The sequence below is a fragment of the Methylobacterium sp. GC_Met_2 genome, from assembly GCF_026540795.1.
Taxonomy (GTDB): Bacteria; Pseudomonadota; Alphaproteobacteria; order Rhizobiales; family Beijerinckiaceae; genus Methylobacterium.
On the sequence record NZ_JALNUM010000001.1, the window covers coordinates 94,133 to 119,599 of the forward strand.

24 protein-coding genes and 1 tRNA gene are annotated in these 25,467 nt (G+C 68.0%); 11 read left to right on the plus strand and 14 right to left on the minus strand.

Annotated features, from left to right (window positions below; all coding sequences use genetic code 11):
- Window positions 1-185: 185 nt before the first annotated feature.
- The 3 genes from OXS49_RS00480 to OXS49_RS00490 all read left to right on the plus strand — a co-directional run bounded on the left by OXS49_RS00480 (window position 186) and on the right by OXS49_RS00490 (window position 2,962).
- Window positions 186-1,064: a 2-dehydro-3-deoxygalactonokinase gene (locus OXS49_RS00480; RefSeq protein ID WP_267420834.1), complete on the plus strand. Its 879-nt coding sequence runs from the start codon at window positions 186-188 to the stop codon at window positions 1,062-1,064.
- On the plus strand, window positions 1,061-1,696 hold the full coding sequence (locus OXS49_RS00485; protein WP_267420836.1) for a 2-dehydro-3-deoxy-6-phosphogalactonate aldolase: 636 nt from the start codon (window positions 1,061-1,063) through the stop codon (window positions 1,694-1,696). Before OXS49_RS00480 ends, OXS49_RS00485 begins: the two co-directional genes overlap by 4 nt.
- Window positions 1,697-1,795: 99 nt before the next feature.
- Window positions 1,796-2,962, plus strand: a complete 1,167-nt coding sequence (locus OXS49_RS00490) for an alanine racemase (RefSeq protein ID WP_244002875.1) — start codon at window positions 1,796-1,798, stop codon at window positions 2,960-2,962.
- Between the two features lie 37 nt (window positions 2,963-2,999).
- Here the strand turns inward: OXS49_RS00490 and OXS49_RS00495 are convergent, their stop codons facing one another.
- The 4 genes from OXS49_RS00495 to OXS49_RS00510 form a co-directional block, all read right to left on the minus strand.
- A complete protein-coding gene (locus tag OXS49_RS00495; protein ID WP_244002873.1) occupies window positions 3,000-3,173 on the minus strand; it encodes a hypothetical protein in 174 nt (57 codons plus the stop codon).
- Between the two features lie 148 nt (window positions 3,174-3,321).
- A complete protein-coding gene (locus OXS49_RS00500) occupies window positions 3,322-4,242 on the minus strand; it encodes a histone deacetylase (RefSeq protein WP_267420839.1) in 921 nt (306 codons plus the stop codon).
- Window positions 4,239-5,180, minus strand: coding sequence for an NAD(P)-binding protein (locus OXS49_RS00505; RefSeq protein WP_267420840.1), 942 nt, complete (start codon window positions 5,178-5,180; stop codon window positions 4,239-4,241). The genes OXS49_RS00500 and OXS49_RS00505 overlap by 4 nt, the downstream gene beginning before the upstream one ends.
- Before the next feature lie 185 nt (window positions 5,181-5,365).
- A tRNA-Leu gene (locus tag OXS49_RS00510) sits at window positions 5,366-5,450 on the minus strand.
- Between the two features lie 126 nt (window positions 5,451-5,576).
- On the opposite strand from OXS49_RS00510, the gene OXS49_RS00515 reads away from it, so the two are divergent.
- Complete coding sequence (locus OXS49_RS00515; protein ID WP_243921218.1) at window positions 5,577-6,158, plus strand: YqaA family protein; 582 nt, start codon at window positions 5,577-5,579, stop codon at window positions 6,156-6,158.
- Between the two features lie 2 nt (window positions 6,159-6,160).
- Window positions 6,161-6,649 (plus strand): disulfide bond formation protein B, encoded by a 489-nt coding sequence (locus OXS49_RS00520; protein ID WP_267420841.1) that lies wholly within the window; start codon window positions 6,161-6,163, stop codon window positions 6,647-6,649.
- Window positions 6,650-6,701: 52 nt separating this feature from the next.
- On the opposite strand, the gene OXS49_RS00525 is transcribed toward OXS49_RS00520, so the two are convergent.
- From OXS49_RS00525 to OXS49_RS00540, 4 genes are all read right to left on the minus strand, one after another.
- A complete protein-coding gene (locus tag OXS49_RS00525) occupies window positions 6,702-7,151 on the minus strand; it encodes a DUF1178 family protein (RefSeq protein ID WP_267420842.1) in 450 nt (149 codons plus the stop codon).
- Window positions 7,152-7,168: 17 nt separating this feature from the next.
- On the minus strand, window positions 7,169-8,026 hold the full coding sequence (locus OXS49_RS00530) for a carbon-nitrogen hydrolase family protein (protein ID WP_267420843.1): 858 nt from the start codon (window positions 8,024-8,026) through the stop codon (window positions 7,169-7,171).
- On the minus strand, window positions 8,019-8,288 hold the full coding sequence (grxC, locus tag OXS49_RS00535; protein ID WP_267420844.1) for a glutaredoxin 3: 270 nt from the start codon (window positions 8,286-8,288) through the stop codon (window positions 8,019-8,021). The genes OXS49_RS00530 and grxC overlap by 8 nt, the downstream gene beginning before the upstream one ends.
- Window positions 8,289-8,410: 122 nt before the next feature.
- Window positions 8,411-8,767 (minus strand): response regulator, encoded by a 357-nt coding sequence (locus OXS49_RS00540; RefSeq protein WP_003603128.1) that lies wholly within the window; start codon window positions 8,765-8,767, stop codon window positions 8,411-8,413.
- 206 nt (window positions 8,768-8,973) lie between these two features.
- Between OXS49_RS00540 and OXS49_RS00545 the strand changes: the two genes are divergently transcribed.
- Complete coding sequence (locus tag OXS49_RS00545) at window positions 8,974-9,876, plus strand: N-formylglutamate amidohydrolase (protein ID WP_244002857.1); 903 nt, start codon at window positions 8,974-8,976, stop codon at window positions 9,874-9,876.
- A gap of 270 nt (window positions 9,877-10,146) precedes the next feature.
- On the opposite strand, the gene OXS49_RS00550 is transcribed toward OXS49_RS00545, so the two are convergent.
- Complete coding sequence (locus OXS49_RS00550) at window positions 10,147-11,016, minus strand: UTP--glucose-1-phosphate uridylyltransferase (RefSeq protein ID WP_267420845.1); 870 nt, start codon at window positions 11,014-11,016, stop codon at window positions 10,147-10,149.
- Between the two features lie 331 nt (window positions 11,017-11,347).
- Between OXS49_RS00550 and galE the strand changes: the two genes are divergently transcribed.
- The 3 genes from galE (at window position 11,348) to OXS49_RS00565 (ending at window position 15,064) form a co-directional block, all read left to right on the plus strand.
- A complete protein-coding gene (galE, locus tag OXS49_RS00555; protein ID WP_267420846.1) occupies window positions 11,348-12,340 on the plus strand; it encodes a UDP-glucose 4-epimerase GalE in 993 nt (330 codons plus the stop codon).
- A gap of 5 nt (window positions 12,341-12,345) precedes the next feature.
- Window positions 12,346-13,533 carry a lytic murein transglycosylase gene (locus OXS49_RS00560; protein ID WP_267420847.1) on the plus strand — a complete coding sequence of 396 codons (1,188 nt, stop codon included), beginning with the start codon at window positions 12,346-12,348 and terminating at the stop codon, window positions 13,531-13,533.
- Window positions 13,534-13,633: 100 nt separating this feature from the next.
- On the plus strand, window positions 13,634-15,064 hold the full coding sequence (locus OXS49_RS00565) for a DUF459 domain-containing protein (RefSeq protein ID WP_267420848.1): 1,431 nt from the start codon (window positions 13,634-13,636) through the stop codon (window positions 15,062-15,064).
- Between the two features lie 94 nt (window positions 15,065-15,158).
- Here OXS49_RS00565 and OXS49_RS00570 read toward each other — a convergent pair whose 3' ends face one another.
- The 4 genes from OXS49_RS00570 to gltB all read right to left on the minus strand — a co-directional run bounded on the left by OXS49_RS00570 (window position 15,159) and on the right by gltB (window position 21,954).
- Entirely contained in the window at window positions 15,159-16,592 is a 1,434-nt protein-coding gene (locus OXS49_RS00570; RefSeq protein ID WP_244002847.1) for a glutamate synthase subunit beta, read from the minus strand.
- 65 nt (window positions 16,593-16,657) lie between these two features.
- Window positions 16,658-17,059: a type II toxin-antitoxin system VapC family toxin gene (locus OXS49_RS00575; protein WP_267420849.1), complete on the minus strand. Its 402-nt coding sequence runs from the start codon at window positions 17,057-17,059 to the stop codon at window positions 16,658-16,660.
- Window positions 17,060-17,296 carry an AbrB/MazE/SpoVT family DNA-binding domain-containing protein gene (locus OXS49_RS00580; protein ID WP_267420850.1) on the minus strand — a complete coding sequence of 79 codons (237 nt, stop codon included), beginning with the start codon at window positions 17,294-17,296 and terminating at the stop codon, window positions 17,060-17,062.
- 14 nt (window positions 17,297-17,310) lie between these two features.
- On the minus strand, window positions 17,311-21,954 hold the full coding sequence (gene gltB, locus OXS49_RS00585) for a glutamate synthase large subunit (RefSeq protein ID WP_267420915.1): 4,644 nt from the start codon (window positions 21,952-21,954) through the stop codon (window positions 17,311-17,313).
- A gap of 619 nt (window positions 21,955-22,573) precedes the next feature.
- Between gltB and OXS49_RS00590 the strand changes: the two genes are divergently transcribed.
- On the plus strand, window positions 22,574-23,437 hold the full coding sequence (locus OXS49_RS00590; RefSeq protein ID WP_267420852.1) for a hypothetical protein: 864 nt from the start codon (window positions 22,574-22,576) through the stop codon (window positions 23,435-23,437).
- Between the two features lie 4 nt (window positions 23,438-23,441).
- On the opposite strand, the gene fdhD is transcribed toward OXS49_RS00590, so the two are convergent.
- On the minus strand, window positions 23,442-24,299 hold the full coding sequence (gene fdhD / locus OXS49_RS00595; protein WP_267420854.1) for a formate dehydrogenase accessory sulfurtransferase FdhD: 858 nt from the start codon (window positions 24,297-24,299) through the stop codon (window positions 23,442-23,444).
- A 279-nt stretch (window positions 24,300-24,578) separates the two neighbouring features.
- Between fdhD and coxB the strand changes: the two genes are divergently transcribed.
- Window positions 24,579-25,418, plus strand: coding sequence for a cytochrome c oxidase subunit II (gene coxB, locus OXS49_RS00600; RefSeq protein WP_267420856.1), 840 nt, complete (start codon window positions 24,579-24,581; stop codon window positions 25,416-25,418).
- Window positions 25,419-25,467 lie beyond the last annotated feature (49 nt).

A 25,467-nucleotide genomic window follows, 5' to 3' on the forward strand; every position in this document is an offset into this window, starting at 1 on the left:
TTGAATCTTGCCGCCATATCGCCGAAGCGCAGCGGGTCCGTCCATCGCAAACGCGCGGCGCAACGCGACAATCCCCGGCTGGTATATCGGTGTCTCGTGTCGGCGGCCGGACCGGCCGAAGCTTGACCAAGCCGACGAGCGCTAATAACTCAGACAAATCTGCTGCTGCAGCGTGAGGAGAACGCATGGCCCGTCACGCGGCCTACATCGCGGTCGATTGGGGCACCACCAACCGGCGCGCCTACGCGGTGGCGCCGGATGGTACGGTGCTCCATTCCCTCCGGGACGATCGCGGCGTGCTGAGCCTCGCGCGGGACGCGTACCCGGCCGAGATCGCGGCGTTGCGCGCGCGCCTGGGCGCGGAATCGGTCATCGCGGTCGGCATGGTGGGATCCAGCCGCGGTTGGTGCGAGGCGCCTTACGTCGATGCGCCCGCCACGCTGGACCGGCTAGCCGAATCCTGTCGGGAGGCCGCGCCGGGCGTGCGCATCGTTCCCGGCGTCGCCCTGCGCGACGGCCGGCGACCCGACGTGATGCGGGGCGAAGAGATCCAGGTGCTGGGCGCGATCCACGCAGGCGCCGCACCGGCGACCGCCCTGTTCTGCCAGCCCGGCACACACAACAAATGGATCGAGACGATCGACGGTGCCATCACGAATTTCACCACGGTGATGACCGGCGAACTCTTCGCCCTGCTGCGAACCCACGGGATCCTCGCCGGCATGCTCGATGGGGTCGTCTCGGACGGGGCCCCGTTCCGGCGCGGCCTTCGCCGGGGGATCGCGTCCGGCAATCTCGCTGCGACCCTGTTCGAGGTCCGGGCTGGGCTGCTACTCGACCGGCTCGAGCCGTCCGAGGCGGCGGCCTATGCCAGCGGCGTGCTGATCGGCGCAGATGTCGCGATCCGGGACGACCTGAGCCGCCGACCGGTCCATCTGCTGGGCGGTGGAGCCCTAACCGAACTCTATCGTGTCGCCATCGCGGAGTTCGGCGGGACGTCCGTCACCGTGCCGGACGGATCGACCACGGCCGGTATCCACGCCCTCTGGAGCCTGAACGCATGACGGTCCCCGAACGATTCGAAGCGGCCTTCGCCGCCTGCCCGCTGGTCGCGATCCTGCGAGGTTTGACGCCGGAGGAGGCGCCCGCGGTGGGCGATGCCCTCGTGGATGCGGGCTTCACGCTGATCGAGGTGCCGCTCAACTCGCCCGATCCGCTGCGCAGCATCGCGATTCTGGCGGAGCGCTTGGCCGGGCGCGCCCTTGTCGGCGCCGGCACCGTCCTCGAACCCGCGCAGGTCGAGGCGGTCCAGGCGGCGGGCGGCAGCCTGATCGTCTCGCCCAACGTGGATGCGGCGGTGATCCGCGCGACCCGTGCTCTCGGCCTCGTCTCCCTGCCCGGATACCAGACGCCGAGCGAAGCCTTCACGGCGCTCGCGGCCGGCGCGACCGCGCTGAAACTGTTTCCGGCGGATGTCGCCTCGTCGGCGGCTTTGCGGGCCCACCGGGCCGTGCTTCCCCCGGGGACACGTGTCCTCGCCGTCGGCGGCGTGACGCCCGAGGGCATCGCCGCATGGCGCGCGGCGAGCGCCGATGGCTTTGGCCTTGGCTCGTACCTTTACCGTCCCGGTAAGGCGGCGGCCGATGTCGCGCGCGATGCGGCGGCCTTCGTGGCGGCGGTGCGGACATCCGCCTGACGCGTTCTGCCCGGAGCGAGGTCTGCGGCCAGTCCATCTTGGACCCGCGCCGGCAAACGCCTATCAGACAGCCGTCCCTGGGCAATTGGGAGCGGCGTGATGGCGGATGAGATCGCGGTATCGGTCGAGGATGACGGGCTCGACCTCATCGAGACGCCCTGCCTCCTCCTCGACGCCGATCGGCTGAAAGCCAACGTCGCCACCCTGCGTGCGCGGCTCGATGGGCTCGGCGTGGCCCTGCGCCCGCATCTCAAGACCACCAAGTCCCGCGACGTCGCCCGGATCGCCATGGCGAGTGAGGCCGGTCCTGCGACCGTCTCCACACTTCGCGAGGCCGAGTACTTCGCCGAGGGCGGCGTCCGGGACATGATCTACGCGGTCGGGATCGCGCCGCAGAAGCTCGAACGGGTCGGCTGGATCCGGCGGCATTGGCAGACCGATCTCGCGATCATCCTCGACTCGCGCGATCAGGCGGAGGCCGTGGCGGCCTGGAGCCGTCGCACCGGCGACCGCCTCCCGGTGCTGATCGAGGTCGACGCGGATGGTCACCGCTCCGGTGTGAAACCGCAGGATTCGGAAACGCTCGTCGCGATCGGTCGCGTCCTCGCCGGGGAGGCCAGCCTGCGCGGCGTTCTGCTGCACGCCGGCGACAGCTATGGGCTGAGCGAGCCGGACGCGCTCCGGGCCGCCGCCGAGGCCGAGCGCGTAGCCGCGGTGATGGCGGCGGCATCGCTCCGGGACGCAGGCCTGCCCTGCCCGGTGGTCAGCGTCGGCTCCACCCCGACAGCGCGGTACGCCGAGACCCTGGAGGGCATCACCGAGGTTCGCGCCGGCGTCTTCATGATCGGAGACTTGTTCCAGGCCGGCGTCGGCTCCTGCACGGTGTCGGACATCGCGCTCACCGTCCTGGCTACGGTGATCGGCCACCAGCGGGAGAAGGGCTGGATCATCACCGATGCCGGCTGGATGGCGTTGTCACGCGATCGGGGTACGGCCCGGCAGGCGGTCGACCAGGGCTATGGCCTTGCATGCGATCGCACCGGCCAGCCCTATCCAGACCTGATCGTCGCCGACGCCAATCAGGAGCACGGAATCGTGGCCCTGCGGAAAGGCTCGACGGCCGTCCTGCCCGATCTTCCGGTCGGTGCGCGCCTGCGCATCCTGCCCAATCACGCCTGCGCCACGGGGGCGCAGCATGACCGCTATCACGCCATGGCGGGCGGCCGTCTCACCGGCGCGATCTGGCCGCGGATCAACGGCTGGTAGGGCTGAACGACCCGCAAATCCGCGCGACGACTCTTGTTCAGGGACGCGCGCCGGGGGCGATGGCGCCGGTAATCACCGGTTCGCCGGCCACGACGGCGATCGCCGGTTGCGCCCGTTGCCGGTCGAGCTTGTCGGCCGATACGAGGGCGGCAGCGATCAGGGCTGCCACAGCCAGCGTCGCCTTCAGCACGTCCCAGACCCGCGCAAGCATGGACCCAACCTCAACGGCGACCGATTGCGGAGTGCGGATGTGTGGCGCAGCCCATCCGCAGTTCTGGCAACTTGTGCTGCGAGGCTTGCGCAAACCTTACCACGTCACCGGATCAGCCCGCTTCGTCCAACACTGATGCGGCAGTGCATCATCGGCCGTGCGACGCGCCTGAGGCCTCTGCGGCCAGGGCTTCGAAGACGAGGGCGTGGCGCTTGGCCAGGGCCTCGACATCCGTCGCGTAGCCGCCACCGATCACCGCGACGATGGGAATTCTCCGGGCTCGGGCCTGAGCCACGACAAACCGGTCCCGGGCCAGCAGGCCATCGTCGGTCAGGCAGAGCCGGCCCAGCCGGTCATCCTCATGCGGGTCGACGCCGGCATTGTAGAAGACGAGATCCGGCTGGAACGCATCGAGCAATTGCGGCAGGCGGGCGCGCAGCACGGCGAGGTACGCTTCGTCACCGAGCCGGTCCGGCAGGCCGATATCCAGGTCGCCGGCGATCTTCTGGGACGGGTAGTTGTTCTCACAGTGAATGGAGAGCGTGAACAGGTCGGGGCACAGGGCTAGGCAATCGGCCGTGCCGTCCCCCTGATGGACGTCGAGGTCGACCACCAGGGCGCGCCGCACCTGCCCCTCGGCCTGAAGCGTCCGGGCCGCCACCGCCACGTCGTTGAGCACGCAGAAGCCGGCCCCCTGCTGCCGGCGGGCGTGGTGGCTACCGCCCGCGGCGCTGCCCGCGAGCCCCTCCGCAAGCGCCAGCCGTGCGGCCAGCAAGGTCCCGCCCACGGAGCTGCGCGAGCGCCGGACGATTGCGGCATCAACCGGAAGCCCGATCGCCTTCTCGATGTCCCGGGACACGGAGCAGGTAAGGACCGCCTCCACGTAAGCCGGATCGTGGGCCCGGAGCAGGATCTCCGCGCTGGCCGGCTCGGGCGTCACGAAGCCCAACGGCGCGAGCCCCCTGGCGATCAGCGTCTCGGCCAGCAATCCGTATTTCCGCATCGGGAAGCGGTGACCGGCGGGCAGGCTGGCCTCGTAGGCAGGATGGAAGGCAATCGGCGGAATCATGCCCCGGCGCCGAGATCGGCCAGGATGGCCCCGGCCAGCGCCGATCCGCTGTCATAGGCCGCCTCGATCCGCGCCCCGAGGCACCAGTCGCCGGCCGCGCCGAGCCGCAGGACCGGATCGTAAAGGTTGCGCATTCCCAGCCGGCGCTCGACCTGGGCGTAGCGCCAGCGGTGGGCCTCAACATAAGTCGAACGCAAGGCCGTGCCGAGATGGCGCTCGGCCGCCTGGAGCAGCGTGGCGATGATCGCCTCCTTCGGCTCCTCGAGATGATCGCGCGACCAATCCGCCGTCGCGTGGATCGTCAGCCGGTCGCCGATGGCGCGGTTAGGCTTCGACCCGTCCGCCGCGATCAACCCGATCGGATCCGCCCGCGGTTCGATCAGAGCCTCGATCATCGCACCCTCTGCGGCGACCATCAGCGACCAGCACGGGGCGTAGGCCGCGCGCTCGACGCCCGGAAGGGCGTATCCGGATGCGTCCAGCAGGCCTTTCACCTGCGGTGCTGGGAAGGTGATCGCCACAGCGTCGAACGGACCATGGATCGCGTCCGCGGCGGCCTCGACCTGCCATGTCGTTCCGCTCCGGCGGATCCGCGCGACCGTCGTCTCGCTCGCGACGGGAATCTCGGCCAGGAGATCCCTCACCGGCGCGGTCATATCGGGCACGCCCACGTGACGCCCGCCACCCGCCCAGGGCGCCGCGATGCCACGTCGCTCCCAATCTTCGAGTTGTGCTTCGAAGGCGGGCCCGTGCGCCCGCATGAACTGGGCACCGTGGTCGAATTGCATCGACCCGTGCCGACGGGTCGCCATTCGTCCGCCGATGGCGCGTCCCTTGTCGAACACTTGCACGCTCAGTCCGGCCTCCGCCAGCCTGCATGCCGCCGCGGCTCCGGCCATGCCGGCCCCTAGGATCGCCACGCTTCGACGGTCGCTCACGGCCCTGCCCTGTCTGCGGAGCGGCTTGGCTGGCCGCGTCTCAATCCAGATAGGGCAGCCCCGATCGGGGACATCGCGACGCGGCGTCCCTGACAGACTGACCGGGCCGGACCCGATCCATCGCACCTGCCAGTTGGGGCGTCCCAGCGACAGAATGCGCGAAGAGGAGCGGACGCTCGGCCGACTGGTGCGGGTAGAGGGAATCGAACCCCCACGCCTTGCGGCTGGCGATTTTGAGTCGCCCGCGTCTACCAATTCCGCCATACCCGCGTGCACGGCGCTCTTCGCACAGGTCCCCTGTGCCGGCCAAGCGTATTTTTCGCGCGCGCCGGCGATCTGGCCAAGGCGTGGCACCTATGCTCAAAGGGCAGCCGTTTACTCAGTTCGGGAGATCGAATGCTCCGCCGGCTCTATGCGTGGATCCTGGCCCTCAGCGTCAGGCCCTCCGCGCCCTACGCGCTCGGCGCCGTGGCTTTCGCCGAAAGTTCGTTCTTCCCCGTGCCGCCGGACGCGATGCTGGTACCGATGGCGGTCAGCCGACCTGACCGGGTCTGGCTCTACGCCACCATCGCGACCGTCGCGTCGGTCCTGGGCGGCCTCGTCGGCTACGCGATCGGCGCCCTACTGTTCGATTCCGTCGGGGAATGGCTGATCCGCCTCTACGGCCTGCAGAATTCGGCCGCGACCTTCCAGGATTCCTACGCCCGGTACGGGCATTGGGTGATCCTGCTGAAGGGACTGACGCCGATCCCCTACAAGCTCGTCACGATCACGTCGGGCTTCGCCCATTACTCTCTGTTCTGGTTTTTCGTCCTGTCGGTCATCACCCGTGGCGCCCGGTTCTTCATCCTGGCCGGGCTGCTCGGTCGCTACGGTGTCCAGATCCGCGGCGTCCTCGATCGGCATCTCAACGCGGTCGTGGCGATCTCGGTCGCGCTGATCGTCCTCGGGTTCCTGCTGTTCAAGGTGATCCTGTAGCCATGAATACGGCGGCCGCGCTTCGTCTTAAAACCGCCGGCCTGTGGCTGGCGATCCTGTCCGCCGCGACCCTCGCGGCCGTGCTGTTGATGCAGTACGGATACGGTTATGCGCCCTGCAAGCTGTGCCTGACCGAGCGCCTGCCGTATTACGCGGCCTTGCCGCTCGGTCTCATCGCGCTGTTCGCCCCGGAACGCCTCGCGCGGATCGCCCTCGGGCTCGCCGCCCTCGGCCTGCTCTACAGTGCCGGCATCGGCGTCTACCACGCGGGCGCCGAATGGGGCTTCTGGCCGGGGCCGACCGATTGCGGCGGGGGAACGGGTGCCAACCCGGGCCAGGTCGGCGACTTCCTGAACGCCCTGCAGACCACCAAGGTGGTGGATTGCTCGGTGGCGGCTTTGCGGGTGCTCGGGGTTTCGCTGGCGGGCTGGAATGCTCTTGTGGCGTTCCTGCTGGCCTCCCTGGCGGGAACCGCCGCGGTGCGGCGCTGAACGGATCGAAGTCGCGGTCGTCGATCCGGCTCTTGTCCGTCGGGCCGATGTCCTAGTTGCGATCGTCCGGCAGGATCGGAATCGCGGCGACTTCGATCCCCTCATCGATCAGGGCACGCGCCTCGGCGGGACTGGCCTCACCGTAGATCGAGCGGCCCTCCGCCTCGCCGTAATGGATCCTGCGCGCCTCCTCGGGGAAGCGAGGGCCGACATGCTCGGAATTCGACACGACGTGTTCGCGCAGGGCCTTCAACATCGCCCGGACCTGCCGCTCAGGCTCGGCGATCAGGGCCACGGGAGCCTCGGCCTGCGCCGGACGCACGACCGGTCCCCGGTCGGTACGCGCGATACTCGGCACCATCAGGGCCTTGCCGACCGCGCTGCTGTCGCAGACCGGGCAGGCCACGAGGCCGCGCGCCACTTGGGTGTCAAAGGAATCGGAGGACGGGAACCAGCTCTCGAAGCCGTGTCCGGCCTCGCAGACGAGACTGTACCGGATCATTCTTTTTCTTTGGGTGTCTATTGTACCGCTTCGACCGGCCGGCCGACCCGCTCGACGGTGAACGCGCGCCCGTGCTTCAGCGACGGGATTCGCGCCCGGGCATCGGCGACCTGCGCAAGGTCGATCTCCGCCAGGATAAGGCCGGGCTCGTCCCCGCCCGCGTCGGCGAGGATGCGTCCCCAGGGATCGACGATAAGCGAATGGCCGAAGGTCTCGCGCCCATCCTCGTGGACGCCGCCCTGCGCCGCCGAGATCACGAAGGCACCGGTCTCGATCGCCCGCGCCCGCTGCAAGACGTGCCAGTGCGCCGCACCCGTCTGACGGGTGAAACAGGCCGGCGCGGTCAGCACCTCGGCCCCCGCCTCCGCGAGGGCACGGTACAGGCCAGGGAAGCGGATGTCGTAGCAGATCGTCAGGCCGATCGTGGCCAGCGACGTTTCGGCGACCACCGCACAGGCGCCGCCCGTATACGTCGCTGATTCGCGCCAGCGCTCACCGCTGGGCAGATCGACATCGAACAGATGCAGCTTGTCGTAGGCTGCGACGATCGCGCCCTCCGCGTCGATCAGGTAGGCGCGGTTGGCGATCCTGTCGCCGGACCGCACCGCGATGGAGCCGACCTGCACCACCGTACCGGTCTCCCGCGCGGCCTGACGCAAGGCTGCCAGCGTCGGATCCCGATCCTCGGTGGTGACGTTCGCGAACAGGCGCTCGCGGCTCCGCTCCACCAGGGACGTCATCTCCGGCGTCTGCACGTAGGCCGCGCCCCGGGCGGCCGCATCGCGCACGCCCGCGACAGCCGCGTCGCGGTTCGTGCCCGGGTCGCGGCCCGAGCGCATCTGGACGCAGGCCACCGTGAATCGGGCCTCACGCATCGGCGGTGTCTTTCAGGAGCGGATCGAGCTTGCCGGCCCGGTCGAGGGCATAGAGGTCATCGCAACCGCCGACATGCGTGGCGCCCACGAAGATCTGGGGCACGCTGGTCCGGCCGCCGGACTTGCCGACCATGGTGGCGCGGGCGCCCTGAATGCGCTCGACATCGATCTCCTGAAAGGAGACGCCTTTCTGCTTCAGCAGGCTCTTGGCCGCCGAACAATAGGGACACCACGCCGTGGTGTAGATGGTGACCGGCTGCATGGCGTTCGAAGTCCCGCGCGTGACCACCCGACATATAGGTGAGCGCGGGCCGAATTGCCTATGTCCGCTCGGTCACAGGCTTAATCCGTCTCGACCGGACATCCGGCCGATCCGGATATCCGTCAGGCCGCCAGAAGCTTCTCGACCTCGTTGACGAGGTCGCGCAGATGGAACGGCTTCGACAGGACCTTCGCATCCTTCGGCGCCTTGGAATCGGGGTTCAGCGCCACGGCCGCGAAGCCGGTGATGAACATGACCTTGATGTCGGGATCGAGTTCGGTGGCGCGCCGCGCCAGCTCGATGCCGTCCATCTCGGGCATCACGATATCGGTCAGCAGCAGCTCGAACGGCTCCTCGCGCAGCCGGTTGTAGGCCGAGAGCCCGTTGTCGAAGGACAGGACGTCGTAGCCCGCATTCTGCAACGCCTTGGCCAGAAACCGGCGCATGTCGTTGTCGTCTTCCGCCAGCAGGATTTTCATCGGCCGGATCCGAGCCTTCGTATCGTGGTGTTGATCCCATAAAGGGACGGGATGGTAAACAAGGTGTTAGGATTGTCGGCGAACGACACGCCGCCCGTGTCGCCGATTGCAAGTGCGACCGACGGCGCGGAGTGGACAGGCGAGCGAACGCGCACCACAGTGCGGATCTGCCGTGCTCCTTCCACCGCCGGGTTGTCCACGCATCGATGAGCGCTTCCGAATCGGTCAAGCCAGACGCCTTCGGATTTGCGCCGCCCTATGCAGTGGACGAACCCGCGGCGCATACCCTGCCCTTCGTCTTCAATACCGGTCATTCCGGGGCCGTCTACCCCCCGCATTTCATCGCAGCGTCGCGCCTCGACGCCCTGGCCCTGCGCCGGTCGGAGGACGCACATGTCGAGCGCCTGTTCGCGCCCGTGGTCGAACTCGGTGCGCCGCTGCTGCGGGCCAATTTTCCGCGCGCCTTCCTGGATGTGAATCGCGAGCCGTTCGAGCTCGACCCGCGGATGTTCGACGGGCGGCTGCCGCCCTTCGCCAACACCCGCTCGATGCGCGTTGCGGGCGGGCTGGGGACGGTTCCGCGCGTCGTCGCCGACGGTCAGGAGATCTACGCCCGGCGGCTCCCGGTCGAGGAGGCGACGGCGCGGATCGAGGGGCTGTACAAGCCGTATCACCGGCTTCTGCGCAGCCTGCTCCAGCGCACCGCCAAGCACCACGGTCATTGCGTGCTGATCGACTGCCATTCCATGCCGTCATCGAGCCTGGGGCGCGACGCGGAGATGAAGGCCGACGTCGTGCTCGGAGACCGCTTCGGCACGGCCTGCGCGCCCGCGCTCATCGACCGGTTCGAAGCTGCCTTCCGCGCCCGGGGCTTTCGCGTGGTGCGCAACAAGCCCTACGCGGGCGGCTTCATCACCGAGCATTACGGCGAGCCGAACCTCGGACGTCATGCACTGCAGATCGAGCTCAATCGCGCGCTCTACATGAACGAGAACAGCCTCGCGACGCATGCAGGGTTTCAAGGGCTGTCGGATTCACTGCGGGCCATCATCACGGTTGTCGCGTCCGATCTCGGTGATCTGACGCCCCGCCGGATGGCAGCCGAATAACGCGCTCCCTCGGCAGTGCGAGGATCCATCAGCACGACGGCCAGCGTAAAACAAAAAAGGCCACTCCCGAAGGAGCGGCCCGAAGTCTAGGGAGGAAACGCCCAAGAAGGGCTGCGAGACCGCGACGCCATCGCGATTTCGCAACGCACAAAATAAAGTGCGGCGCACAAGACGCAAGGATTAAATCGCGGAGTGGGCCGCATCCGGCGCATACCTGCCTCCCGCGATGGACCAGGAACCGGATCGCGGGAGAGCTGGTACTGGGCTCGGTCAGCCGTGTTCCTTGAGGAGCTTGGCGATCTCGGCCTTGAGCGGATCCGCCAAGTCCTTACGCTCCAGGGCATAGGCGAGGTTCGCAACCAAGAAGCCGAGCTTGGATCCGGTGTCGTAGGTCCGGCCCTCGTAACGCATGCCGAAGAAATCCTGCGTCCCCATCAGGTCGATCATGGCATCCGTGAGCTGGATCTCGCCGCCCGCGCCCTTCTTGCCGTGCTCAAGAATGCCGAAGATCTCAGGCTGCAGGATGTAGCGCCCGGAGATGATGTAATTCGATGGCGCGGTGCCCTGCTTGGGCTTCTCGACCATGCCGGTGATCCGGAAGGACTGGCCGAAGGTCTCGCCGACGCTGACGATCCCGTACTGATGCGTCTCCTCAGGGGGGACTTCCTCGACCGCGATGACGTTGCCGCCGTGGCGCTCGTAGGTCGCCAGCATCTGTTGCATGCAGCCCCGGCTCAGCATGTCCGGCAGCAGCACCGCGAAGGGTTCGTCGCCAATGATCTCGCGGGCGCACCACACCGCGTGGCCCAACCCGAGGGGCGCCTGCTGGCGGGTGAAGCTCGTTTGCCCCGCCTTCAGCAGATCCTTCTTGAGATCCTCGTAGGCGGCCGTCTTGCCGCGCTCCTGAAGGGTGCGATCGAGTTCGTAGGCAATATCGAAATGGTCTTCGATGACCGCCTTGCCGCGTCCGGTCACGAAGACGAAATGTTCGATGCCGGCTTCCCGGGCCTCATCGACGACGTGCTGAACGACCGGCCGGTCGACGACCGTAAGCATTTCCTTCGGGACCGCCTTGGTCGCTGGCAGGAAGCGCGTGCCCAGGCCTGCGACGGGCAGGACGGCCTTGCGGATCGGTTTCATCGATCGGTAACCCCAAGGACTGAATGAAACGACGTGAACAACGATAAAGAACGTCTGGCTGGACGCGCCCCAGGCCGGAGCGGGCCCACGGTTCCGGCGGGCGCCGCAGTGAGACAGGCTAATGCGGCGCGTCGCAAGACCCCAATGTGGATAGTATGGGGCAGTGTGCCGTAAATATAGCGTCTGCAACCACGTAAGCAGGCTTAAAGGGCTCTCCGCCAAAGAGGACCGAGGTTCGGCGCAAGAGCGCGTCAAAATAGAGGTTTAGAGCCGCTCGTGATTGCAATGCGATCGGGCACGGCCCTAATGGCGGCGGCATCGAGGGGGTGACATGGCGGTCCTAGTAACGGGCGGTGCCGGATATATCGGCAGCCACATGGTTTTGGCGCTGCTCGACGCCGGCCACGAGGAGGTCGTGGTTCTCGACGATCTCTCGACCGGCTTCGACTGGGCCGTGCCGGAAGGCGTCAAGCTCGTGGTGGGCGACGTGGCGGACCAAGCTCTCGTCACGCAGACCATCCTGCAGCATCGGATCGACGCGCTGGCCCATTTCGCGGCCAAGATCGTGGTCCCGGAATCCGTGTCGGACCCGCTCGGCTACTACCTCGCCAACACCGTGAAGACCCGTTCGCTGATCGAGGCCGCGGTCCGCGCCGGCGTACGCCATGTGATCTTCTCCTCGACGGCGGCAGTCTACGGCGAACCGGAGGTCGTGCCGGTCCCCGAGGATCTGCCGCTGAAGCCGATCAACCCCTATGGCCGCTCGAAGCTGATGAGCGAGTGGATGATCGCTGACGCGGCGGCGGCCCACGACTTCACCTACGTGATCCTGCGCTACTTCAACGTCGCGGGCGCCGACCCCCAGGGCCGGTCCGGGCAGTCGACGCCGAACGCCACCCATCTGATTAAAGTCGCCACGCAGGCGGCGCTCGGTCAGCGCGAGCGGCTCGACGTCTACGGCGCCGACTACCCGACGCCGGACGGCTCGTGCCTGCGCGACTACATCCAGGTCTCGGACCTCGCCGAGGCGCACCGGGTTGCGCTCGATCATCTGCGCTCGGGCGGCGATAGCCTGACGCTGAATTGCGGTTACGGGCGTGGCTACTCCGTGCTCGACGTCATCGAGGTGGTGAAGCGGATTTCCGGTCGCGACTTCACGGTGCGGCTGTGTCCCCGGCGGCCCGGCGATCCGGCCCAGATCGTGGCCGAGGCGGGGCTGATCCGGGACCGGCTGGGCTGGCGTCCGCAGCACGACGATCTCGACGCCATCGTGGGTCAGGCGCTCGCCTGGGAGGATCGCCTCGCCAAGCGCAATCGGATCTGACCGGGGTGCTGTCACGCAGGGCGTTACTCGCGGCCGGCCTCTGCGCTCCCGGAGTAGCGCGGGCGAAGGACAAGGCGGGCGCCGACAGTGCGTTCCATTCCTTCGTCGACGCCCTGCGCCCCGACGCGGCCGCGAGGGGCGTGACAGCCCAGACCTTCGACGCGGCCTTTCGCGGAATCGTGGCTCCGGATGCCGCGATCCTGGCGCGGACGCGTCGCCAAAGCGAGTTCGTCCGGCCGGTCTGGGACTATCTGGTCGGTGCGGCCTCGGCCGGACGGATCGCCCGGGGCCGTGCGCGGGCCGCCGCGCTGGCTTCGACCCTCCGAGGAATCGAAGCGCGGTACGGCGTGCCGGGCCCGGCGGTGCTGTCGATCTGGGGCATTGAATCGGATTTCGGCGCCAGTGCGGGGGATGTCCCGACCATCCGTGCCCTCGCGACCCTGGCGCAGGCAGGCCACCGGGGCACATTGTTCCGCGATGAGCTGCTGGCGGCACTCACCATCCTGCAGCGGGGAGACATCACCCCGGCGCGGATGAGCGGAAGCTGGGCGGGGGCCATGGGTCAGGTCCAGTTCCTGCCCTCCACCTATCTGGCGCACGCGGTCGATTTCGATGGCGACGGCCATCGCGACATCTGGACCAGCGCGCCCGACGCGCTCGCCTCCATCGCGGCCTATCTCAAGGATCTCGGCTGGGATCCGGCCCTGTCCTGGGGATACGAGGTGCGCCTGCCGGAGGGCTTCGATCTGGCGCGCTACACCGACGACCTCTCGGTCTTCGCGGAGCGGGGCGTCCGACGCACGGATGGCAGTCCGCTGCCGGCACGGGGGCGTGCCAGCCTGTTCCTGCCGGGCGGGCTGGGAGCGCCGGTTTTTCTGATCACCGACAATTTCGAGGTGATCCGGGGCTACAACACCTCTGATTCCTACGCGCTGGCGGTGGGCCATCTCGCTGATCGCCTCGGGGGCGGTCCGCCGCTGGCCGTGTCCTGGCCTGCGGCGCCGGGCCTCGACGGGTCGGGATTGCGCGCGCTTCAGGCCGGCCTCGCCTCAGCGGGCTTCTATGATGGTCCGGCGGATGGCCGCGCCGGGCCCAAGCTCCGCGAGGCGGTGCGGCGCTATCAGATCAGCGTGGGCCTGCCCGCGGACGGCTACGCGACCGGTGCCCTTCTCGCCCGCGTCGCCGGTCGATGAACACGCCGGCTCCGCTTGCGGAGCACATTTAGACCCGGCAAGCACTTCGCCCTATAGTGCGCCTGTTTCGGACGGCTCCGTTCGTTGTGAAGAGTGCGGGATGCGCATGAACGTCGCTGGTCGCTGCGGCTCAAGACGGCCGGTGCATCTGGGTCTGGCTACAGCGCTCTGGCTCGGTGCCCTTCCGCTGCTCGGCGGGGCGGCCGCCTTCGCGCAATGGGGCGATGGCTATCAGCAGCCCGGCAATGGCACCTACTATGAGGCGCCCCCACGCCGTCGCCCCCGGGAAGCCTATTACCGGGATGACGGAGGCTATGGTCGCCAGCCCCGCGCCGCGCCGCCGCAGGAGGCGCCGCGCCAGTTCTACTGGCCCTGGGAGGACCGGCCGCAACCCGTCGCGCCCCCGCCCGAGCGGACCTACCGGGCCCCGCGTCCCCGGAACAGCTACAGTCCCGCCGAGGCCCAGCGGCCAATGCCCGCGATCAAACGCCGGGTACGCCCCGCCCGGGCTCCGACGCCATCGAAGCCCGCCATCGCCAAGACCGAGCCTCATGTGCAGATCGCCGTGTTCGGTGATTCCCTGGCGGATCATCTCGCGAAAGGCCTCGACGACGTCTTCGAGGACAACGCCGATGTCGCGGTGATCGACCGCGCCAAGGGCGACAGCGGGCTCGTGCGCCAGGACGTGGTCGACTGGCCGAAGGTGGCCCAGGACTACCTTCAGACGAACCCGAAGGTCCGCTACGCCGTGGTGATGCTGGGCGCCAACGACAGGCAGCCGATCCGAGACGGCGAAGAGACCGTCGATCCCCTGACCGACCGCTGGCGTACCCTGTATCGGGCGCGGGTCGACGCGCTCATCAAGGTGTTCACCGACCGGAAGCTGCCGCTGGTCTGGGTCGGGCTGCCGCCTGTGCAGAGCGAGTCGCTGAGCCGCGATTTGGCCGCGATCAACGACATCGTGCGCGACAGCGTGACCAAGGCCGGCGCGACCTATGTCGATATCTGGCCGGGCTTCGTGGACGACCGGGACCGTTACGCCGCCTCCGGGCCTGACCCCGAAGGGCAGATCGCCAAGCTCCGCACCGCCGACGGCGTTCATTTCACGAAGGCCGGCGGCCGCAAGCTCGCGCATTTCGCCGATGTCGAACTCAAGCGCCTGATGGGAACGACGCCCGCGCCGGCCGATCAACCGTCCGCATCCGTGGCCCCGAGCGGCGCACCGGCGGTCGCCGCCCCGAGCCTCGACGGGACCGGGCCGTCGACCGACACAGCGGCGATCGATCGGCAGATCACCGCGATGCTGCCGAGCCTACCGGAACCCCCCGGTGTCCCGGCGCTGCCGGTGAAGCCCGCGGCCGGGCCCGTCATCCCGCTAAGCCGGACGGAAGTGTCGCCCGGCGGCTCGCTGCTGAGCGGGCGCCCGCGGGATACGGACAATCTCGGGACCGTCGAGCGGACGCTGCTGCGCGGGAACGCCCCGATGCCGCAGCCCGGTCGGGCCGACGATTTTCGCTGGCCCCCAGGCTGAAGCCGTCACCGGCCTAAGATACTTCGCACTCACATCAGCGGCCTCGACGAACAGCGCTCCTCCCCTGTCGGAAAGGGGGAGGAGCGGCGCGGTCCTACCGTGGCAGGACGCTCGAGCCCATCAGCATCTCGTCAATGGCGCGGGCCGCCTGTCGACCCTCTCGGATCGCCCAGACCACGAGCGACTGACCCCGGCGCATGTCGCCGGCCGCCCAGATCTTCGCGTCGGAGGTACGATAATCCTCCTCGTTCGCCTCGACGTTGCCGCGCTTGTCGACACCGATGCCGGACTGCTCCAGCAGTCCCTTCTGGACCGAGCCCGCAAAGCCGATCGCCATGAAGACGAGGTCGGCCGGCAGAACGAATTCCGAGCCTTCGATCGGCTGGCGCTTGGCATCGACCCGTGCGCACACGACGCCCGTGAGCCGGCCCTTCTTGTTGCCTTCAAGCCGGAGCGTCGCCGCCTGGAACTCGCGCTCCGCGCCCTCGGCCTGGCTGGAGGAGGTGCGCATCTTGGTCGGCCAGTAGGGCCACACGGTCAGCTTGTCCTCGCGCTCGGGTGGCCGAGGGCGGATGTCGAGCTGGGTGACCGAGAGGGCGCCCTGGCGGAACGCCGTGCCGACGCAGTCGGAGGCCGTGTCGCCGCCGCCGATCACCACCACGTTCTTGCCGCTGGCCAAGATCGGCTGCTCGCCGTTGCCGCGCATCGGCTCGTTGTTCACCCGCCGATTGGACTGGACGAGGAAGGGCATCGCGTAGTGCACGCCCTCCAGCTCCTGGCCGGGCAGCTGCGGATTGCGCGGATCCTCGGCACCACCGCAGAACATCACGGCATCGAACTCGGCCTTCAACTCGTCCACCGGCTTCGTCACGCCGATGTTCTGGTTGTAGTGGAAGACGACGCCTTCGGCCTCCATCTGGCGCACGCGCCGGTCGATGTGGCGCTTCTCCATCTTGAAGTCCGGGATCCCGTAGCGGAGCAAGCCGCCGGCCTTCGGCTCGCGCTCGAACACGTGGACGTCGTGCCCGACCCGGGCGAGCTGCTGCGCCGCCGCCATGCCGGCCGGGCCCGAGCCCACCACCGCCACGCGCTTGCCGCTGCGGATCTGCGCCGGCTCGGGCTTCACCCAGCCCATATTCCAGGCCCGGTCGGCGATCGCCTGCTCGATCGTCTTGATGGCGACCGGCTGGTTCTCGAGGTTCAGCGTGCAGGCCTCCTCGCAGGGCGCGGGGCAGACGCGGCCGGTGAATTCCGGGAAATTGTTGGTGGAGTGCAGGTTGCGCGAGGCCTCCTCCCAATCCGACTGGAACACGAGGTCGTTCCAGTCCGGAATCTGGTTGTGGACCGGGCAGCCGGTCGGCCCGTGGCAGAACGGGATGCCGCAATCCATGCAGCGCGCGGCCTGCTTGGTCAGGTCGTGCTCGTCGAGCGGCAGCGTGAACTCACGGAAATGCCGGACCCGGTCGGCGGCGAGCTGATACTTCTGCTCCTGCCGGTCGAATTCGAGGAAGCCTGTGATCTTGCCCATCGATTAGTCCAATCGCGCCGCTTGCCTCGCGCCGGTATCGTCGCTGCATGATCGAGAACGGCCGGTCAGGACCGGAGCCAGTTCTCGATCGTCAGCGCGCCGATCCGCGCGAACTCCCTCGTATTGTCCGTCACCAGAACGCTCCCGTCAGCGAGCGCCTGCGTAGCGATGAGCAGATCGTTGGAGCCGATCGGCGTTCCGGTCTGCTCAAGCCCGAAACGCAGCTCCGCGTAGAGCCGGTCCTGCGGTGACTGCCATGACGCAATCTCCAAAGCGTCCAGCACTGTCTCGATCTGCAGCGAAAGCCGTGCCGATCCCTTCCGCACCGCTCCGTAGCGAAGTTCAGCCGCAACGATGACACTCGTATAGACGGCTGCTTCTCCGATCTGCCGGATCCGCCCGGCCACCACACCCCGCGGCGATCGTATCAACGCTGAGAGGATATTGGTGTCGAGCAGGTAGCGCATTCAGATCCGCACCGGCTCCGGGGGCAGATCCACGACGTCCGGCCACGCCTCGTCGAGGTCGGACATCCCGTCAAGCACAGAGAGGAGCGAAGGGCGGGTGACCGGCTCGAGGATGAACCGCGCACCATCCCGACGCAGGATCGCTTCGTCACCGCCGAGCGCGAAGCCCGGCGGCAGATCGATGCGTTGGCCTGCGCCCGTCTTGGTCACGCGTATGCGTACGACTTGGTCGCTCATTTCTGCCGCGCCCCCTACTCCGCCGCCACCGGCATCCGCGCCATCTCCATTTCGCGCAGGGCCCGGCGATACTCCACAGGCATCACCTTCACGAACCTGGTGCGATAGCTCGACCAGTCGTCCAGGATCGCCTTGGCGCGCGGGCTGCCCGTGTATTTAAGGTGGTTCTTGATGAGCTGCGTCAGCCGCTCCTCGTCATGGCCCGACATGTCGGCCAGGATATCGACCCGCCCCTTGGTCTCCAGGTCGCCGTCCTGGTGGAAGCGGCGCATCAGGTCGTCCTCCTCCTCGACGGGTTCCAGATCGACCATGGACAGGTTGCAGCGCGCCGAGAACGAGCCGTCCTCGTCGAGCACGTAGGCGATGCCGCCCGACATGCCGGCCGCGAAGTTGCGCCCGGTCTCACCGATCGACACGACCACGCCGCCGGTCATGTATTCGCAGCCATGGTCGCCCATGCCCTCGACCACCGTGATCGCGCCGGAGTTGCGCACTGCGAAGCGCTCGCCCGCCGAGCCACGGATGTAGCACTCGCCCGCGACAGCCCCGTACAGCACGGTGTTACCGACCATGATGGTCCGGTCAGCAGGCGAGCGAAGCGCGTCGCTCGGCCGGATGATCAGCTTTCCGCCCGACAGACCCTTGCCGACATAATCGTTGCCGTGGCCGGTCAGCTCGATGGTCACGCCGGCAGCCACCCAGGCGCCGAAGCTCTGGCCGGCGGTGCCGGTGAGCTTCACCACGATGGTGTCGTCCGGCAGGCCCTCGTGGCCGTGCGCCTTGGCCACCATGCCGGACAGCATCGCCCCCGCGGCCCGGTCCGAGTTGCGGATCGTGTCGGTGACGACCACCGGCTCGCCGGTCTCGATGGCGTGCTGGGCCCCTTCGATCAGGCGCCGGTCAAGGACGGTGTCGACCGGGTGATACTGCCGCTCGACGTGGCGGATCGCCGTGCCCTCGGCGACCTTCGGCCGGTGGAACAGCTTGGTGAAGTTCAGCCCGCGCGCTTTCCAGTGGGCGATGGCCTCGACCTTGTCGAGCAAATCGGAGCGGCCAACCGCCTCCTCCAGCTTCGTAAAGCCGAGCGACGCCAGGATCTCCCGCACCTCCTCCGCCACGAAGAAGAAGTAGTTGACCACGTGCTCGGGCGTGCCCTTGAAGCGCTTGCGCAGCACCGGATCCTGGGTCGCGACGCCGACCGGGCAGGTGTTCAGGTGGCACTTGCGCATCATGATGCAGCCGGCCGCGATCAGCGGCGCAGTCGAGAAGCCCATCTGGTCGGCGCCGAGCAGCGCCGCGATGATCACATCCCGCCCGGTACGGATACCGCCATCGGCCTGGAGGGCGACGCGCCCGCGCAGACCGTTAAGCACCAGCGTCTGCTGGGTCTCCGCGAGCCCAGTCTCCCACGGACCGCCGGCGTGCTTGAGCGAGGTCAGCGGTGCCGCGCCGGTGCCGCCGTCGTACCCTGAGATCGTGATGTGGTCGGCCCGCGCCTTGGCGACGCCGGCCGCGACGGTGCCGACGCCGACCTCGGAGACGAGCTTCACCGACACGTCCGCCGACGGATTCACGTTCTTCAGGTCGAAGATCAGCTGAGCCAGATCTTCGATCGAGTAGATGTCGTGGTGCGGCGGCGGCGAGATCAGGCCGACGCCCGGGGTGGCGTAGCGGACCTTGGCGATCTTGGCGTCGACCTTGTGGCCGGGCAGCTGACCGCCCTCGCCGGGCTTTGCCCCCTGCGCGACCTTGATCTGCATCATGTCGGAATTAACGAGGTATTCCGTCGTGACGCCGAACCGGCCGGAGGCCACCTGCTTGATCGCCGACCGGCGCGAGCGCCCGTCCGGCAGCGGCTTGAACCGCTCGACCTCCTCGCCGCCCTCACCCGAATTCGAGCGACCGCCGAAGGAGTTCAGCGCGATAGCCAGCGTCTCGTGCGCCTCCTTGGAGATAGAGCCGTACGACATGGCGCCGGTGGCGAAGCGCTTCACGATCTCGGAGGCCGGTTCGACCGATTCGAGCGGGACCGGCTCGCGACCGATCTCGGTGGCCGACTTGAGGCGGAACAGCCCACGCAGAGTCTTGAGCTGGTTCTCCTGCCGGTTCACCAGTTGCGCGTATTCCCGGTAGCGCTCCGGCACGTTGAGGCGCACCGCGTGCTGCAGCGTGGCCACCGTGTCGGGCGTCCAGGTGTGGGCCTCGCCGCGCAGGCGGTAAGCGTACTCGCCACCGACATCCAGAGCGTTGCGGTAGACGGGCGCGTCACCGAAGGCATCGCGGTGACGGCGGACCGTTTCCTCGGCCACCTCGGCCATGCCGACGCCCTCGATGGTCGTCGCCGTGCCGAAGAAGTCCCGGCCCACGAAAGTCGAGTTCAGGCCGATCGCGTCGAAGATCTGCGCGCCGCAATAGGATTGGTAGGTCGAGATGCCCATCTTGGACATCACTTTCAAAAGACCCTTATCGATCGCCTTGATGTAGCGATAGATGATCTCGTCGTCGGAGAGATCCGGGGGGAACTCGTCCTTCATGTCGAGCAGCGTCTCGAAGGCGAGGTACGGGTTGATCGCCTCGGCACCGTAGCCCGCCAGGCACGCGAAGTGATGCACTTCGCGCGGCTCGCCCGATTCGACCACGAGGCCGACCGAGGTCCGCAGGCCCTTGCGGATCAGGTAGTTGTGCACGGACGCGGTAGCCAGCAGCGCCGGGATCGGGATCCGGTCCGGCCCGACCGCCCTGTCGGTCAGCACGATGATGTTGTAGCCGCCGCGTACCGCCGCCTCGGCCCGGTCGCAGAGCCGGTCGAGGGCACCGTCCATGGCCTGCGCGCCCATCTCGGCCGGGTAGGTCACGTCCAGGGTCTTGGTGTCGAACCGGTCCTCGAAATGACCGATCGAGCGGATCTTCTCCAGGTCGCCGTTGGTCAGGATCGGCTGGCGGACCTCCAGGCGCTTGCGCCGGGACGCGCCCTCCATGTCGAGCAGGTTCGGCCGCGGCCCGATGAACGAGACGAGGCTCATCACGGCCTCCTCGCGGATCGGATCGATCGGCGGGTTCGTCACCTGCGCGAAGTTCTGCTTGAAATAGGTGTAGAGCAGCTTGGACTTCTCGGAGAGCGCCGAGAGCGGCGTATCCGTGCCCATGGAACCGACCGCCTCCTGGCCTGTGACGGCCATGGGCTGCATCAGCAGCTTGAGGTCTTCCTGGGTGTAGCCGAAGGCCTGCTGGCGATCGAGCAGGTTCACGTCGCCGCGCGACTCGCGGGGTTGCACCGGGCGCAAATCCTCCAGAACGATCTGGGTGTTCTTCACCCATTCGGCATAGGGGTGTGCGGCGGCGAGCTCGCCCTTGATCTCTTCGTCGGAGACGATGCGGCCCTTCTGGAGGTCGATCAGCAGCATCCGGCCCGGCTGAAGGCGCCAGGACTGCACGATCCTCTCGTCCGGTATCGGCAGGGTGCCCATTTCGGATGCGAGCACCACCAGCCCGTCGTCGGTGACGATGTAGCGAGCCGGGCGCAGGCCGTTGCGGTCCAGCGTCGCGCCGATCTGACGCCCGTCGGTGAACGCTACGGCGGCCGGGCCGTCCCACGGCTCCATCAGGGCGGCGTGGTATTCGTAGAAGGCGCGCCGCTCCTCGCTCATCAGAGGATTGCCGGCCCACGCCTCCGGGATCAGCATCATCATCGCGTGGGCGAGCGGGTAGCCGCCCTGCACGAGGAACTCGAGGGCATTGTCGAAGCAGGCGGTGTCGGACTGACCCTCGTACGAGATCGGCCAGAGCTTCGAGATGTCGTTGCCGAACAGGTCGGAATCGACGCTCGCCTGACGGGCCGCCATCCAGTTGACGTTGCCGCGCAGGGTGTTGATCTCGCCGTTATGGGCAACCATCCGGTAGGGGTGCGACAGCCGCCAGGTCGGGAAGGTGTTGGTGGCGAAGCGCTGGTGCACGAGCGCGATCGCCGAGACGAAGCGCTCGTCCTTCAGGTCAAGGAAGTAGCCGCCGAGCTGCGTGACCAGCACCATGCCCTTGTAGACGATGGTCCGGGTCGAGACCGAGACCGGGTAGAACTCCTTCACCCGCGGATCGTCGAGGGCGTAGACCCTGTTGGAGATCCCCTTACGCGCGACGTAGACCCTGCGCTCGAACGCGTCCTGATCGGTCACCGAGGCGGGCCGGCCGATGAAGGCCTGACGGTGGTGGGGCTCGGTGGCCTTCACGGCGACGCCGAGATCCTCCGAATCGACCGGCACGTCGCGCCAGCCGAGCAGCGGCAGGCCTTCGGACGCGAGGACCGATTCGACGATCTCCTGAATGATCGCCCGCGGCTCCTCGGCCTTGGGCATGAAGAACTGGCCGATCGCGTAGGCGCCGGCCGGCGGCAGCTCGAAGCCGAGGCGCGAGCATTCCTCGGAAAAGAAGCCGTGCGGGATCTGCGTGAGGATGCCGCAACCGTCGCCCATCTTCGGATCGGCACCGACAGCACCCCGGTGATCGAGGTTCTCGAGGATGTTCAGACCCTGCTGGACGATCGCGTGGGTCCGGCGATCGTGCATGTCGGCGATGAAGCCGACGCCGCAGGCGTCGCGCTCGTTGGCCGGATCGTAGGCGCCCTGGGCTTTCGGCAGCGCGGGATCGCGCACGATGAGCGGCATCGTGCCACCGCGCGGGGCGGCAGCCTGGAGCGCGGAAGCGGCAAACGCGTCGACGGGCCTGCGCTGTGACATGCTTCGATTCGTCCTTCCCTCGACACCGTCCGCTCATGAGCGCCCGCTCATGAACCTGCGAGCATGTTTCGTGCCCGCAAGCCGTCGGCGCCAGCCATTCCGACCACATGCCGCAGGCCGTCCGGCCGGTCCGCAGGGACACGTCCTTCGGCTCGCGTTCATCGAGGACCCGGACCGCTCGGGGAGCGGTGCGCTGGCGCGCCCGTATCCGTCTGCCGAAATGCCTCGCCCGCACGCGAGACGGCGACGGCCGGTGCACGGCCAATGGGACAGTTGTGCTGTCCTATGTCGCGAAATTGCCAGATTGAAATGCTTTCAGCAAGTGACCGCCGCCCAGCCCTCCAACAGGCATTCGGTCGCCTGTCGAAGAGTCGCGTACCGCTTCCGCAATCTCGCCCGAATCGGGTTGTCTACCCGCGGTGCCGAGCACAAGCGGCATGCGGGGCAACGACCCTGCCGGCATGGTCGAGGTCCGGGTCCTACCGGCCCGGACCATGCCGGAACCGGATACTCTGCCGGGTCTCCAGCACGGGAACGCACCAGAGTGATGATGACGAGCAGGACGTCCGCGCGCCTTCGGACCACGATGAGCCGGGCGCTCTGCGCCTCACTCCTGTGCGGCGGCGCGCTGCTGGGCCTCTGCCGCGGGGCCAGCGCCCAGTTCGCCTTCGATGAGGAGATCGTGCCCCCGCGGGTGGTGGCGTGGCGCCTCGCCGACCAGGGTTTCACCGGTCTGAGCCGTCCGCGCTTCAACGGGCGCGTCTACGTCGTCGAAGCCGTGAACCCGGCGGGCATGCCGATGCGGCTGTTCGTGGATCCGGGATCGGGCGGGATCGTCGGGCGCCAGCGCCTCGGCGCGCCCGACGCGTATGCGCGGCTGGAGCGGCCTGCCCCGGGTTTCGGCTGGACCGAGGAGGATGCCGGACCCCGGCGCGCGCTTCGCGCCGTACCGGAAGCGGACGCCCCAACCCTGCGTCTCGATCGACGCACGACCGCGCGGCCTGACGGCAACCCCGACGGCATCAATCGCGACAGCGCCGGGCGAAGCCCGCCGCCGCGCAGGCTTGCGCGCGCCGCACCGGCACGGAACCCCGAGCTTCGTGCAACGAATCGGACCTCGCCCGAAGCGCCGGCCCCGAAGATCGCCCCGGCCGAGGCAGCTAAAGTCGAACCGAAGACCGAACCGGTACCCGAGACCAGGGCCGCGGCGATCGACAAGGCACCGTCCGCCAGTCCTGCACCGCGGCCGGACGACGCGGCCAAACCCGCCGCCCCCGCCTTGGCGGATGCGACCAAACCGGCCGTCAAGGACTGGAAGGATCCGCCGACCGAGAAGAAGCCCGTCCGGGTGATCGGCGGCGCGACCATCGTTCCGGGCCCATCCGAGAAGGAGCCGGCGGCGGCTCAATAACGTCCTATGCCGTTACGAGCCGCTCCGCCCCTGTGAAGACCGTCACCGTGTCGGCGCGTGCAATGGCGCAGAGCGTGATTCCGTGCGCTCGGGCCCGATCGAGCGCCAGGGACGTCGGTGCCGAGATCGCCACGATCACGGCCGCACCGAGACGCGCGGCCTTTTCGACCATCTCGAACGAGCAGCGGCTCGTGATCACGAGAAATCCCTGGTCCGCCTGGGTTCCGGCCCGCATCAGGGCGCCGATCAGTTTGTCCAGCGCGTTGTGACGTCCGACATCCTCCCGCACGGCCAGAAGCTCACCGTCGAGACTCGCCCAGGCGGCCGCATGGACCGCCCGAGTCTCGGCCCCGAGACGCTGTGCGGCGTCGAGGCCCGCGAGTGCCCGGGCGATCGCTGGAAGCCGGATCTGGAGAGACGGGACGGCATGCATCTCCGCCCGGGGCAACTCCGCCAGATCCTCGATGCCACAGACGCCACATCCGGTGCGTCCGCTGATCGCGCGCTTGCGGGCGAGATGCTCGCGCAGCCGCCCCGGGGCCAGATCGATGTGGAGCCGCACGCCGTCCGGCCCGGCCTCGGCCCGCGTTCCGCGGATCTCTTCGACACCCTCCACGATCCCTTCGGTGAAGCTGAAGCCGTAGGCGAAATCCTCAAGATCGGACGGCGTCGCCATCATCACCGCATGCGGCACACTGCCGTACACCAGGTTGATCGGTGTCTCGACCGCGAGCGCCCGGTTGCCGGGCAACGCCCGGTCGCCGGACTGCGTCGCATCGCCCGTGTAGGCAACAACCTGCATCGGAACCTTCACCGAGCAGGGCGGCAGGCCAGTGGGGTGAGTCCCGGTGTCGGTCGACATGCAGCGCTCCGATGGCGTCGCCCCTACGTATCGATCACCGTTCGCGACGCAATGGTGCGGCGGCAAACCGGAGCGCGATCGCGGCGGGCCCCTCGCAAACAGCTGGAAAGCGCGCGATGCGACGCTTGTGCGGTTGCGCCATGGCGGCCCTTGTGGTCTGAAGCCCCGGTCGGATAATGCCGGGTGACACAACCGGCGCTCCGTCACGTTGGCACAATCCCACTCGCAGTTGGGTGGGGCCGACGGGACCCAGGCAGCCAGGGGAGCCACGAGAGGCAGATGCGGACGGTGCGGACGATCAACCGGTCACTCTGGAGGCTCGCCACGCTCGGCGCCCTGCTCTTCCCGACAGCGCATGCTCAGGCTGGTGGCTTCGGCCAGCCGATCCCGTGGGAGATGAGCCGGCAGATCCCGGTCACCGAGAACGCCCGGGACATCCTGAACTTCGAGATCGGCCTGCACTGGCTTTCGGTGGCCATTTCGGTCTTCGTTCTGGGCTTGATCCTGTGGTGCGTGTTCCGCTTCGGCGAGAAGCGCAACCCGACACCCTCGCGCACGACCCACAACACCGCCATCGAGGTCGCCTGGACGATCGTTCCGGTGCTGATCCTGGTCGCGGTGGCGATTCCGTCTTTCCGCTTGCTGCGCACGCAGCTCTCCGATCCGAAGGCCGACATGATCGTGAAGGTCATCGGCCATGCGTGGTACTGGTCCTACGAGTACCCGCAGACCGAGGCCGGCGGCGGCTTCACCTTCGATGCCAACATCGACGAGGACAAGCAGCCCCGCCTGCTGCAGACTGACAACGAGATGGTGGTCCCGGTCGGCAAGATCGTGAAGATCCAGGTCACCGCCGCGGACGTGCTGCATTCCTGGGCGATGCCGTCCTTCGGCTTCAAGATCGACGCCGTGCCCGGCCGCCTGAACCAGATGTGGTTCAAGGCCGACAAGGAAGGCACCTTCCACGGCCAGTGCTCCGAGTTGTGCGGCCAGCGGCACGCCTACATGCCGATCGTCGTCCGCGTGGTCAGCGAGCAGGCTTACGCCGACTGGCTGAAGGAGGCGAAGACCAAGTACGCCCAAATCGACAACGGCACGAGCTTCGCCGAGGCGCGCTGAGCCCCGGCTAACCGAACCGCACCCATCCGATTCACAAGGCACCCGAATC